Annotated in this window: 12 protein-coding genes; 9 read left to right on the plus strand and 3 right to left on the minus strand. The window is 71.6% G+C overall.

The features are described from left to right. Positions 1-271 precede the first annotated feature (271 nt). The 5 genes from AB0J68_RS15165 to AB0J68_RS15185 all read left to right on the plus strand — a co-directional run bounded on the left by AB0J68_RS15165 (position 272) and on the right by AB0J68_RS15185 (position 6,163). On the plus strand, positions 272-1,687 hold the full coding sequence (locus AB0J68_RS15165; RefSeq protein WP_363938956.1) for a PhoH family protein: 1,416 nt from the start codon (positions 272-274) through the stop codon (positions 1,685-1,687). Positions 1,688-1,963: 276 nt separating this feature from the next. After that, a complete protein-coding gene (locus AB0J68_RS15170; protein WP_354854098.1) occupies positions 1,964-2,644 on the plus strand; it encodes a lytic transglycosylase domain-containing protein in 681 nt (226 codons plus the stop codon). A 115-nt stretch (positions 2,645-2,759) separates the two neighbouring features. Then, positions 2,760-3,413 carry a rhomboid family intramembrane serine protease gene (locus tag AB0J68_RS15175; RefSeq protein WP_355132813.1) on the plus strand — a complete coding sequence of 218 codons (654 nt, stop codon included), beginning with the start codon at positions 2,760-2,762 and terminating at the stop codon, positions 3,411-3,413. 105 nt (positions 3,414-3,518) lie between these two features. Then, the gene (locus AB0J68_RS15180) at positions 3,519-4,487 is read left to right on the plus strand and encodes an NAD(P)/FAD-dependent oxidoreductase (RefSeq protein ID WP_363938966.1); all 969 of its coding nucleotides are present in this window, start codon (positions 3,519-3,521) and stop codon (positions 4,485-4,487) included. A 65-nt stretch (positions 4,488-4,552) separates the two neighbouring features. Beyond that, on the plus strand, positions 4,553-6,163 hold the full coding sequence (locus AB0J68_RS15185) for a hypothetical protein (RefSeq protein WP_363938958.1): 1,611 nt from the start codon (positions 4,553-4,555) through the stop codon (positions 6,161-6,163). Positions 6,164-6,416: 253 nt separating this feature from the next. On the opposite strand, the gene AB0J68_RS15190 is transcribed toward AB0J68_RS15185, so the two are convergent. After that, positions 6,417-6,575 carry a hypothetical protein gene (locus tag AB0J68_RS15190; protein WP_355062933.1) on the minus strand — a complete coding sequence of 53 codons (159 nt, stop codon included), beginning with the start codon at positions 6,573-6,575 and terminating at the stop codon, positions 6,417-6,419. 237 nt (positions 6,576-6,812) lie between these two features. Between AB0J68_RS15190 and AB0J68_RS15195 the strand changes: the two genes are divergently transcribed. Continuing rightward, positions 6,813-6,998, plus strand: a complete 186-nt coding sequence (locus AB0J68_RS15195) for a hypothetical protein (RefSeq protein WP_355062935.1) — start codon at positions 6,813-6,815, stop codon at positions 6,996-6,998. Between the two features lie 7 nt (positions 6,999-7,005). Here the strand turns inward: AB0J68_RS15195 and AB0J68_RS15200 are convergent, their stop codons facing one another. After that, on the minus strand, positions 7,006-7,977 hold the full coding sequence (locus AB0J68_RS15200; protein ID WP_363938961.1) for a DMT family transporter: 972 nt from the start codon (positions 7,975-7,977) through the stop codon (positions 7,006-7,008). Next, a complete protein-coding gene (glpX, locus tag AB0J68_RS15205; protein WP_354854110.1) occupies positions 7,974-9,005 on the minus strand; it encodes a class II fructose-bisphosphatase in 1,032 nt (343 codons plus the stop codon). Before glpX ends, AB0J68_RS15200 begins: the two co-directional genes overlap by 4 nt. Before the next feature lie 158 nt (positions 9,006-9,163). Between glpX and AB0J68_RS15210 the strand changes: the two genes are divergently transcribed. The 3 genes from AB0J68_RS15210 to AB0J68_RS15220 all read left to right on the plus strand — a co-directional run bounded on the left by AB0J68_RS15210 (position 9,164) and on the right by AB0J68_RS15220 (position 12,034). Beyond that, positions 9,164-10,015 (plus strand): DUF4245 family protein, encoded by an 852-nt coding sequence (locus AB0J68_RS15210; protein WP_363938963.1) that lies wholly within the window; start codon positions 9,164-9,166, stop codon positions 10,013-10,015. A gap of 119 nt (positions 10,016-10,134) precedes the next feature. Then, positions 10,135-10,947: a hypothetical protein gene (locus tag AB0J68_RS15215; protein WP_354854116.1), complete on the plus strand. Its 813-nt coding sequence runs from the start codon at positions 10,135-10,137 to the stop codon at positions 10,945-10,947. Between the two features lie 235 nt (positions 10,948-11,182). After that, complete coding sequence (locus AB0J68_RS15220; protein ID WP_354854118.1) at positions 11,183-12,034, plus strand: hypothetical protein; 852 nt, start codon at positions 11,183-11,185, stop codon at positions 12,032-12,034. Positions 12,035-12,149 lie beyond the last annotated feature (115 nt).

The raw sequence follows: 12,149 nt of genomic DNA on the forward strand, positions 1-12,149 counted from the left end.
GCGGTTGGCGGGGAGGGGGCATGCATCCCGGCCGGCTCGCCGCGCCGCGCCGCCGGCTCCGCGGGTCGCCGTTGCCGGAGATCCACGATCGCCCCTAGCCGGGACGGTCCGCCGCCGCTAGCGTCTAGGCATGGCACGGGGTTCTCCCGAGCCAGCCGGTCCGCCCGGATCTGCGACCTCGCGCACGGGGTTCCGCATCCGACCCCGTGTCCCCGGGCACCGGACGAGGCGGAACACGGGTGGCCGGGTGCCCATCCGTCGGAGCAGGCCTGTGACGACTCGCCGTACCACCGCCGGTGCCGACCAGACCCCGGCCGCGACTGCCACGACCCGCCGTGCCCCCCGGAGCCGCCGTAGCGCGGCAACCGCGCCGGCCGACCCCAAGGAGCCGCGACCAGCGGGCCAGGCGTTCGTTCTGGACACGTCCGTGCTGTTGTCCGATCCGGCGGCGTTCCACCGCTTCGCCGAGCACGAGGTGGTGCTGCCGCTGGTGGTCATCACCGAGCTGGAGGGCAAGCGGCACCACCCGGAGCTGGGCTGGTTCGCCCGGCAGTCGCTGCGCATGCTGGACGAGCTGCGGATCCGGCACGGCCGGCTGGACACGCCGGTGCCCGCCAACGACGCCGGCGGCACGCTGCGGGTGGAGCTGAACCACACCGACGACGGCGTGCTGCCTCCCGGGTTCCGCACCGAGAGCAACGACGCCCGGATCCTCTCCGTGGCGCTCAACCTCGCCGCCGAGGGCCGGGACGTCACGCTGGTCAGCAAGGACATGCCGCTGCGGGTCAAGGCCGCCTCGGTGGGTCTGCGCGCCGACGAGTACCGCCACGGCCAGGCCAGCGACCCGACCTGGACCGGCATGTCCGAGCTGGAGTTGGGCGAGGAGCAGATCTCCGCGCTGTACGCCGGCGACACGCTCGACGTCGACGAGGCGGCGGGTCTGCCCTGCCACACCGGTCTGGTGCTGCACTCGTCGCGCGGCTCCGCGCTGGGCCGGGTGCTGCCGGACAAGTCCGTCCGGTTGGTTCGGGGCGACCGGGAGGCGTTCGGCCTGCACGGCCGCTCGGCCGAGCAGCGCGTCGCCCTCGACCTGCTGCTCGACGAGACGATCGGGATCGTCTCGCTGGGTGGGCGGGCCGGCACCGGCAAGTCGGCGTTGGCGCTCTGCGCCGGGCTGGAGGCGGTGATGGAGCGTCGCCGGCACAAGAAGGTGATCGTCTTCCGCCCGCTGTACGCCGTCGGCGGCCAGGAGCTGGGCTATCTGCCCGGGTCGGAGTCGGAGAAGATGTCGCCGTGGGCGCAGGCGGTCTTCGACACGCTCGGCGCGGTGGTGCACGAGAACGTGCTGGAGGAGGTCACTTCGCGGGGCATCCTCGAGGTGCTGCCGCTGACCCACATCCGGGGGCGCAGCCTGCACGACGCCTTCGTGATCGTGGACGAGGCCCAGTCGTTGGAGCGCGGCGTGCTGCTGACCGTGCTGTCCCGGATCGGGCAGGGCTCCCGGGTGGTGCTCACCCACGATGTCGCCCAGCGGGACAATCTGCGGGTCGGCCGACATGACGGCGTGACGGCGGTGATCGAGGCGTTGAAGGGTCATTCCCTCTTCGCCCACGTCACGCTCAGCCGGTCGGAGCGCTCGCCGATCGCCGCGATGGTGACTGACCTCCTGGAGGACATCCCGTTGTGATGGGAGCTTTATAGGCTTTCGTCCGGATTTTAGATGTGGCGCAGATCACAAACGTGCCGGTTGGTTTCCCATCAGTCTCACTGTGCGCGATGGTGTCCCACGAGCGCCCACGCACCACAGGCATCGTTGGTGATCGTTCGTCCAGCTCTGGGCGGCATCGGTGACGGTCGGTGCGTCGGCGCGACCGGCTCACCGGTCGGGGCGCTCACGGCACGGCTGAGGGCCACCTGGCCTGACGCCGCGTCGTGTCCTTGCCCCCAACGAAGGGACCACTTCGTGAGTCGGCTGTGGAGCCGGTTGGGCGCCCGTACGGCCGCTGTCGCGCTGCTCTCCGTGGGCGTAGCCGGTGGCTTCTATCTGGGCCAAGACCGGGAAACCCAGCAACAGGGACTGGCCGCGCAGGAGAGCGTCGAGGTCGACCGGATCGACTTCGCCTACCAGCGCGAGCGCCAGGCCAGCCACCAGATCGCGTTCGCCCGGCAGCGGGCCGCCGAGTACCAGGCCAAGCTGCGGGCGGCTCAGGCCGCCAAGGAGGCCGCCGAGCGGGCCCGCCGCGCCGAGGCCGCCGCGGCGTCGCGCAAGCGCGAGCGCGAGGCCGCCGCCAACGAGGTCGCCAAGCCGTACGAGGGGCGGATCCCGGCGTCCTGCGAGGAGTACAGCGGCAACCGCAAGATCGGCTGTGCGCTGATGATCGAGGCGGGCTTCGGCATCGCCGAGTTCCCCTGCCTGGAGAAGCTCTGGACCAAGGAGAGCGGCTGGAACCACAAGGCCAGCAACTCCTCCTCCGGCGCGTACGGCATCCCGCAGTCGTTGCCGGGCAGCAAGATGGGCGCGATCGCGGACGACTGGCGGACGAACCCGGCGACCCAGATCAAGTGGGGGCTGGGCTACATCAAGGGCAAGTACAAGACGCCCTGTGGCGCCTGGAGCAACTTCCAGAACAACGGCAACTACTGACGTCGCCGAACGGCGGGGCGGGTGGGCGACCACCCGCCCCGCCGTCGTGCGTACGCCCGGTGCGTGGGCGGGACGCGAGTGGCGGTCGGCCCCTTTTGCTGATAGCAGTTGGGGGGTGACCCTGCACCCGCCCAACGGCGACCCCTACCGGTTCGGCACCGAGGCGTTCTACGCCGCGCTCGGCCGGGCCTTCGTCGCCATGTGCGCGGTGGTCCCGTTCCTCTTCCTCATCGAAGCCGTCGACCAGGGGCTCGCGTTCGGCCTGGACGCGACCGCCGGCATCATCCCGCACCGCATCGACGGCCTGGACGGGGTCTTCTTCTCCCCGTTCCTGCACCACGGCTTCGACCACCTCTACAGCAACAGCATCCCGCTGATCCTGCTGGGCACCTTCGTGCTGGCCGCCGGTGCCCGCCGGTTCCTCTGGTCGACCCTGATCATCATCCTGGTCAGCGGGCTCGGGGTCTGGTTCACCGGCTCGCCCAACTCGGTGGTGGTCGGCGCCAGCGGGGTGATCTTCGGTTACCTGGGCATCCTGCTCACCCGCGGCATCGTCGAGCGCAGTTGGTGGAATTTCGCCGTCTTCCTGCTCGTCGGTCTGCTCTACGGCTGGCAACTGGTCGGCATCCTCCCCACCGACGAGCGGATCTCCTGGCAGGGCCACCTGTTCGGGCTGCTCGGTGGCGTGGTGGCGGCGATCCTGTTCCGCCGTCGTCGGCCGGCCGTGGACGGCCCGGACTACTCGGGGTCCACCCTCAGCCTGCCCTGACCTGCTCCTCGGCGCGCCCCTGGGACATGCTTGCCGGACCGCTGCGCCCCGCCTACCGTCGAGATCAGCAAGCGTTGATCCGTGAGCGGAAAGCGACGGTACGCCATGCGCGAGGTCGATGTCGCCGTGATCGGGGCCGGTCCAGCCGGCCTCTTCGCCGCGTACTACGCCGGGTTCCGAGGGTTGTCCGTGGCGGTGATCGACGCGCTTCCGGAGCCGGGCGGCCAGGTCACCGCCATGTACCCGGAGAAGCTGATCCTCGACGTGGCCGGCTTCCCCGCCGTGAAGGGCCGCGACCTGGTCGCCAACCTGGTCGCCCAGGCGGCGCCCTTCGGCCCGCAGTACCTGCTCGGCACGAGGGCCGAGAAGCTGTCGTACGCCGATGACCGGCCCGTGCTCGGCCTGGCCGGCGGCGAGCAGCTCGGCTGCGGCGCGGTCGTGGTCACCGGCGGGCTCGGCAGCTTCAGCCCACGGCCACTGCCCTGCGCCGACGGCGCTCCCGGCGCCGGCATCGTCTACTTCGTCACCGACCCGGCCGAGCTGACCGACCGGGACGTGCTCATCGTCGGCGGCGGCGACTCCGCCTTCGACTGGGCGCTGGCCCTGCAACCGCTGGCCCGCTCGGTGACCCTTGTGCACCGGCGGGAGAAGTTCCGGGCACACGCCTCGACTGTCGCCCGGGTGCTGTCGCTGCCGGTGCGGGTGGTGGTCAACGCCGAGGTCACCCGCCTGATCGGGGACGCCACGGTGACCGGAGCCGAGGTGACCGTACGCGGTGGCGCGACCGAGACCCTTCCGGTGGACACGGTGGTCGCCGCCCTCGGCTTCACCGCCGACCTGGGCCCGCTCGCCGAGTGGGGCCTTCAGCTGGACCGCCGGCACATCCTGGTGGACAGCGCCATGGCGACGAACCTGCCCCGGGTCTTCGCGGCCGGCGACATCACCGAGTACCCGGGCAAGGTCCGCCTGATCGCCACCGGCTTCGGGGAGGCCGCGACGGCGGTCAACAACGCGGCGGTGGCCATCGACCCGAGCGCCCACCTGTTCCCCGGGCACTCCTCCGACGCTGGCTGACCGTCGGTATCGGACACACACCGGCGCGTGTCCGGACCGAGACGCGCCGGGCCGATCCTGAGGGAATGACGGGGCCCGAGACATCGCGTGACGGCGCACCCACGACGCTGGCGTGGCTCTGCCACCCGGCCACACTCCTGGCCCTGGTCGTGCTGCTGGTCAACGACCACGTGTTGAAGGCGGCGTTTCCCGGCCTGCTCACCGGCAAGCTGAGCGACGTCGCGGGCCTGGTGCTCGCTCCGCCGCTGGTGGCGGTGCTGTTGACGCTGCTGATGCCGCGGCTGCCGGCCCGGGCGGCCGCGTGGGTCGGCCTGGTCGCGGTGGGTGCCGGGTTCGCGATGGTGAAATCCAGTGGGTACGCCGCTGAGCTCGCCTCCTCGGCGTGGACCGCGCTGGCGGGGCCGTCCCTGGTCCGGGCCGACTGGACCGATCTGCTCACGCTGCCGGCGCTCGGGGTGACGTGGTGGGCGTGGACGCGGGCCCGGCGGCGACCGGTGCGGCGCCGGACGGCTCGGCTGGTCCGGCTGCTGGTGGTCCTGCCACCGGCGGTGCTGGCGGTGGCCGCCACCAGCGCGGTCCGCTACCCCTACGCGCTCGGCACCACGACGCTCGACGGCCGCCCGGCGATCTCGGTCGGCGACGGCTTCGGCACGAGCTGGCCGGACGAACCGGCCGACGGCCAGTGGTCGGTCAGCGACGATGGGGCGACCACCTGGCGGCTCGCCACCGACGGCGAGACGGAACGACTGGACGCCCAGGACCCATCGCGCCGGCAGGCGTGCGCACCGGACGAGCCCCGGCGCTGCTACCGGGTGGCCAGCGGGCATCTACGGGTGGAGCAGAGCGACGACGCCGGCGTGACCTGGCAGGTGGCCTGGGAGGTGTCGGACGGGCAGCGCGAGGAGCTGGCCCGCCGGTACCCGAGCCCCGGCGACGTCCGCCAGCACTTCTCCTCACGGGAGTTGACCGTCTATCCGCATGCCGGCGGCGGCCACGAGGTGCTGGTCGCCAACGGTCGGGACGGATTCCTGCGCCGTCTGGCGGACGGCGGGTGGCGGCGGGACGGCTTCCTCGGCGAGCACAGCGGACTGATCGGCGCGGACGAACTGCCTCCGCTGGACGACGGCGGACCGGTGCAACGCGAGACGGATCTGCTGCTCGCCATCGTGCTCGCGCTGCTGCTCGGCTGCGTGGTCGCCGTGGTCGCCGGTCACCTGGCGATCCGCCGTGGCGGCGGTCGTCGCTGGTGGGGGATCGCCGGTGCGCTGACGATACTGCTGGCGGGGATGGTGCTGGAGGCCACCTGGTCCCGCCACGACGACATGAGCACCGTGTTGGCGGTGCTGGTCGGCGTCGTGCCGTTGGCCGCGCTGGCGGTGGCGGTGCTGCTCCTCGTCCCGTGGCTCGGCAGCGCGCCGGGCCGTTGGGTCGGGTGGACCGCGGGCGACCTCCTGCTCACCGCGATCCTGGCCGGACTGCCGTTGGCCGGCTGGCTGAACGGCAACCCGGCACAGATCCGGGTGGCGGTCGCGCTGGCCCTGCTGGCCACCGTGCCGGGACTCGTGCTGGCCGTCCGGCTCGCCAAGCTGGCCGACCCGGCTCGTGAAAAGAACCGGCGTGGCACGCCGGCCTATCCGCCCCATCAACCCCTGCCGCCGCGGGTTCCGCTCCGCTGACGCCTGATGCGGCCCTGGACGTATCGGCGGGCGGGTTGTGTCAGGGCGGGAGGCAGTTGACCGGGTAGATCTTGGACACTTTCCGTTAGCAGCTAACGGAAAGTGTCCAAGATCGCCAGCGATGGCGGGTGAAGCGGCCCGAGGTCGGTGCCGCCCGGGAGCATCCGGTCCCTGTGGTCAGCGGAGGTCAACTCGCCGCGAACAGGTCCCCGATCAACGGGCGTTCGACGGTCAGGCCCTTGGAATCGATCACTTATGTGAACGGTGTGCGCCTGGTCCACCCGACGAACCGAGTGAACAACGCCTCTGGTCCGGGCATCTCGTCGGGGTTGAGCCGCACCAGGTCCCCGGTCGCGTCGAACAGGTAACCCGCCATCTCGACGGCCAGCCCGACCGGGTCGTCGTCGTACACCGCTCGCAGGGTCAGCCGGGCGGCCGGGCACGGCCAGGTTCCGCAGCCGCGCCGACAGACCCAGATCGGGCGGACGGGCGCGTGCCCAGCGGAGATCGGAAGGCGATGAGCAGGCGTTGCGGTGCGCGACGACATGCTCACCATAGTCTCGCGGCAGTTGTCGCGAGTCAACGACCCGAGCCGACTACTCGAAACGTTGGTCGAGCGATAACACAGGCAGTTGCCTACCGTCAAGGTATGGACCTCGTTGGGCTTGCGGAGATACGGGCGATGCTCGGTGGTATCTCCCGTCAGCGAGCGAACATCATCGCTAACAAGAAGGGCTTCCCTGATCCCGTTGCGCAGTTGGTCATGGGGAAGGTGTGGCGTCGGCGTGACGTAGAGAAGTGGATCGCCGCCAACCGGCCAGACCTCGTGGAGTGACAACCGGTCAGCGGCGGGCGGGTGGTGCCAGCGCGGCGATCAGCACGGCCACCATGGTCAGCGCGGCCCCGAGCAGGGTGTTCACGCCGGGGTGCGAGGCGGCGGTGGGCAGTACCAGGTCCAGCAGGACCGCGCCCACGATCTGACCGGCGATGGTGGCCAGGCCGAGCAGCAGCACACCCGTGAACCGCACGATCGCCGCGGCGATCGCGATGAACACGATGCCGATCGGGCCGCCCAGATAGAGCCACGGCTCGCTCGGCAGGTGTCCGGTCGGCCAGCCTCGTACGGCGAGGTCGATCGCGAACGCGACGAGCAGGGTGGCCGTACCCACGGCGAAGTTGACGAGCGTGGCGGTCAGCGTGTGGTCGGCCGCCGCCCGGACCCGGCCGTTGACCGCCTGCTGCCAGGCGGTGCCCACCCCCGCCAGCAGCGGCAGCAGGGCCAGCGCCAGCGCGCCCGGCGCGCTCAGCCGGTCACCGACCGCCAGGCCGACCGCCAGGACGGTGAGGACCGCGCCGGCCAGCCGTTGCCGGGTGATCGGCTGCCGGCCGGTCGGGCCGATGCCGGCCCGGTCCACGGCGAGGCTGCTGCCAGACTGGCCGGCGACCACGGCCACGGTGAAGACCGCCACGCCCAACGTGCCGATGGTGAGCCCCTGGGAGGCCACCAGGACCGCGCCGCACATGCCGCCCAGGCACTGCCACGGCCGCAGCGCGCCGGCCGCGAGGGCACGCCGCAGCGTGACCAGCCCCCGTCGCCCGCTGGGGGTGGCGGGCACCAGGACGAGCAGCACCAGTAGGCCCAACCCGAACGAGACCACCGCGGCGGCGAAGCCGTCGGCCAGGCGTACGCCCAACTCGCCGTTGATGCGGGACTGCACCGCCACCGCGACCCCGGAGACCGACGCCAGCGCGACACCGGCGGTCCGACGGGTCGCGGAGAGGGTCTGCGGTGTCGCGGTGCCGGTGGTGGTCACTCCTGCTCGGCCAGCGGTCGACCGTCGAAGTCGATGGCGGAGTAGAGCGCCAGCTTCTCCAGCCGGTGGTACGAATCGATCACCCGGATGGTGCCGCTCTTCGAGCGCATCACGATCGACTGGGTGTACGCGCCGCCGGCCCGGTACCGCACCCCGCGCAGCAGGTCCCCGGACGTGACCCCGGTCGCCACGAAGAAGCAGTTGTCCCCGGTGACCAGATCGTCGGTGCTGAGCACCCGGTCCAGGTCGTGCCCGGCGGCGAGCGCCTTCTCCCGCTCCTCGTCGTCGCGCGGCCAGAGCTTGGCCTGCATCGCCCCGCCCATGCACTTCAACGCGCAGGCCGAGATGATGCCCTCCGGCGTGCCGCCGATGCCCATCAGCACGTCGACGTCCGACTCGCCCCGGGCCGCCGCGATGGAGCCGGCGATGTCGCCGTCGGAGATGAACCGGATGCCCGCCCCGGTCCGGCGGATCTGGGTGACCAGGTCGTCGTGGCGGCTGCGGTCCAGCACGCAGACCGTCACCTCGGACACGTCGGTGCCCTTGACCTTGGCGATCCGGCGCACGTTCTCGGCCACCCCGGCGTTGATGTCGATCACGTCGGCGTACGCGGGACCGACGGCGAGCTTCTCCATGTAGAAGACCGCGCTCGGGTCGAACATGGCACCCCGCTCGGAGACGGCGAGCACCGCGAGGGCGTTCGGCATGCCCTTGCTCATCAGGGTGGTGCCGTCGACCGGGTCGACCGCGACGTCCACCTCGGGGCCGGTGCCGTCGCCGACGTGTTCGCCGTTGAAGAGCATCGGGGCGTTGTCCTTCTCGCCCTCGCCGATCACCACGACGCCACGCATCTGAATGGAGTTGATCAGCTTGCGCATGGCGTCGACGGCGGCTCCGTCGCCGCCCTCCTTGTCGCCCCGGCCGACCCAGCGGCCGGCTGCCATCGCCGCGGCCTCGGTGACCCGGACCAGGTCGAGGGCCAGGTTACGGTCGAGATCCTGTGGGATCCGCGTCCTGGTGTTCGTCATGACGGCTGCTCCTCCTCGCGACGGTGCGGGGACGGCCGGCGGCGGAGCGGTCCCGCTGCCGGCTTTGTCGCTGATCCTCACACGATGGCCGACCGGGCGTCGGCGCGGGGCGGTGATGGGCCGGATACCGCCGGTCGGGCGGCTGCGAAGATGGCAGGGTGGAACCCGCACAGCCTGCCGACCGCGTACCCGCCGACCGCACGCCGCCCGGTGGCCAGCCGCCGGTCGACCAACCCGCCGGCGCCGAGCCCGCCGCGACCGGCCCGACGGCGCTGGCCACCGGCGAGCCGGCCCTTGTCGCCGGTGAGCCTGCCCCGGCTGCCGATGAGCCGGCCCTCGTCGCCGGTGAGCCGGCCCAGGCTGGCGGTGAGCCAGCGCCGGACCCGTCCGTGCAGCCTTCGGTGGCCCGGCCGGTGCCGGGTGACGCCGCCGGTGGGCCCGACGACGCCACCGGGACCGGTGAGCGGTCCGCGCCGCCGCCACGGGTGGCAGCGGCGGCGACCAAGGCCGAGCGGTCGCCCAAGGACATGGCGATCTCGCTGTTGGTGCTGCTGATCCCGATCGCGCTGCTGCTGGCGTTCTACCGGGGTTTCCTCGGCGGCGATCAGGCCACCACTGTCGATCCGGCCCCGGCGATCGAGCAGGCACGGTCGGCGAACATTTTCCCGGTGAGCGAGCCGCAGGGGCTCGGCTCCGGCTGGCGTACGGTCAGCGCCCGCTACCAGACCGTCGAGGGCGGCGCGAACCTGCGGATCGGCTACCTCACGCCGGAGGGGCGGGGTGTCCAGCTGCTGCAGAGCAACGTGCCCGCGGAGCAACTGCTCCCCGCCGAGCTGACCGACCAGAGCCAGCCACAGGGCCCGACGGAGCTGGCCGGGCGCACCTGGCAGCGCTACACGGCCCGGGGGAACCAGCAGGCGCTGGTGCTGCTGGAACCGACCCGCACGGTGCTCGTCGTCGGTGACGCCCGGGACAACGAGCTGCGCGACCTCGCCGGCGCGTTGCGCTGACAGTCCGACATCGATACGCCCAACGCATCGCTGGTGGGCGTATCCGTTAGGCTCCCTCGGCTCGGTCCGGTCCGCACGCTGCGGCCGGGCCATGTCCATCTCTGTGAAGTGAGACCTCAGTGAACATTCGACGGTGGAGCTTCGGCTTCCTCGCCGCAACCCTGCTCGTCCCCGGCCTGGCCGCGTGCAAGTCCGACGCTGCCGAGCCGGCAGCTGCGCCCAGCCCGTCCGCCCCGGCCGTACCGGCCGACCCGAAGGAGGCGCTGCTCGCCTCCACGAAGGAGGCGGCCAAGGGCGACTTCACCTTCACCCTGACCGGCGCCGACCTGACCGGCGGCGGCCTGGTGCACAAGCCCAGCAACAGCGCGCAGCTGACCATGAAGCTGGGTGACGCCTCCCAGGACGTGTCGATGGAGATGGACCTCATCTACATCGACTCGGAGAGCTGGGTGAAGATGGACATCGGCGGTGCCATGGCCGCCATGGTGCCCGAGATGGCGAAGAACAAGGGCAAGTACCAGCACCTCGACAAGACCAAGGTCAAGGGCATCAAGGACCTCCAGCTCGACCCGGAGACGCTCGACCCGGTCGACAGCGAGACGCTGGTCAAGGGCGTGACTGACGTGCAGAAGACCGGCGAGGGCACCTACGCCGGCAAGATCGACATCAGCGCCTCCACCGAGTCGGTCGCCCTCGACGAGGACGTGGTCAAGGCGCTGGGCGCGCAGGCCAAGGCGCTGCCCTTCACGGCCAAGCTGGACCCGCAGGGCCGCCTCACCGAGCTGGTCATCTCGGTGCCGGCCGCTGGCGAGACCGCCGCGCACGACATCAAGATCGGGTACGCGGGCTACGGCACCGGCACCGGCGCGAAGAAGCCGCCGGCGGACCAGGTCATCGAGGCCTCGGCCGAGACGTACGAGCTGTTCAAGTAGGTCGGCACGACGGATCGGGGTGGCCCAGGGGCTGCCCCGATCCTGCTTTTCCCGCACCGGTCACCGCGAACAACCGGACGTCAAGGACGATTGTCGGACGCGTCGACAGGGAACAAAGAGGGAGTGATCCGGGCGAGCTGCTCGGCCCGGATCGCGCGGCGTGGCCGAAGGGCTGCCGCGTCGCCCGGTTTCCGGCGCCGACCAGGCCGTCGGGTGACCCCCTTGGGAGACACGTATGACTGTTCGACGACTCGGTGCCGGCCTGGTAGCCGCCGCCCTGTTCACGCCCGCCCTGGCCGCCTGCGCCGGCGGTACGACCGGCACCGCTGGATCGACCGCGTCCCCCACGGTGAGCGCGTCCGGCGTACCCAGCGCGTCCGCCGGTACGCCCGTGCCGGGCGACGCCAAGCAGGCGCTGCTGGACTCCACCAAGGAGATCAGCAACGGCAACTTCCGGTTCACCCTCTCCGGCGCCGGCTCGACCGCCGAGGGGCAGGTGCACCAGCCGAGTCAGAGTGCCGCGATGAAGTTCTCCATCGGCGGCCCCTCCTCCGACCTGGCGATGAAGCTCGACGTGATCCACGCCAAGCCGGACAGCTGGGTGAAGCTGGAGCTGACCGGCCCCACGGCCGACAGCCTGCCCGCCATCAAGCAGCTCAACCTCGGCAAGTACCAGCACCTCGACCAGGCCCGCATCAAGGGCAACAAGAACCTCGGCTTCGACTTCGAGAAGGTCGACCCGGCCGGCAGCGCGGTGCTGACCCAGGGCATCACCGAGGTCCGCAGCACCGGCACCGGCACGTACGCCGGCACCATCGACGTCACCAAGGCCGCTGAGGCCGGCTCGCTGAACGCCGCCACGATCGCCGCGCTGGGCACCCAGGCGAAGACGGTCCCGTTCACCGCGAAGGTCGACCCGCAGGGCCGGCTCAGCGAGCTGGTGCTGCAGCTCCCGGCCGCTGGGCAGACCGCCGCCCAGGAGATCAAGATGACGTACTCCGACTACGGTTCCGCCACCGCCGCGCAGAAGCCGCCGGCGGACCAGGTCGTCGAGGCGCCGGCCGAGCTCTACAGCCTGTTCAACTGACCGTCGTACGCCGGTGGGGTGGCTCCGGCCAGGCGGCGGGGACGTCGGCGACCCGGCGTGGTCATCCGTTGGAGCGGCTCTACCGGGACGCCCGCTGCGGCTCACTGCACCCGGC

It is taken from the genome of Micromonospora sp. NPDC049580, assembly GCF_040675595.1.
Classification (GTDB): Bacteria; Actinomycetota; Actinomycetes; order Mycobacteriales; family Micromonosporaceae; genus Micromonospora.

Coding starts and splice junctions, on each gene's coding strand:
- AB0J68_RS15180 (WP_363938966.1), top strand. CDS start 3,519: ATGCGCGAGGTCGATGTCGCCGTGATCGGGGCCGGTCCAGCCGGCCTC.
- AB0J68_RS15185 (WP_363938958.1), top strand. CDS start 4,553: ATGACGGGGCCCGAGACATCGCGTGACGGCGCACCCACGACGCTGGCG.
- AB0J68_RS15195 (WP_355062935.1), top strand. CDS start 6,813: ATGGACCTCGTTGGGCTTGCGGAGATACGGGCGATGCTCGGTGGTATC.
- glpX (WP_354854110.1), bottom strand. CDS start 9,005: ATGACGAACACCAGGACGCGGATCCCACAGGATCTCGACCGTAACCTG.
- AB0J68_RS15220 (WP_354854118.1), top strand. CDS start 11,183: ATGACTGTTCGACGACTCGGTGCCGGCCTGGTAGCCGCCGCCCTGTTC.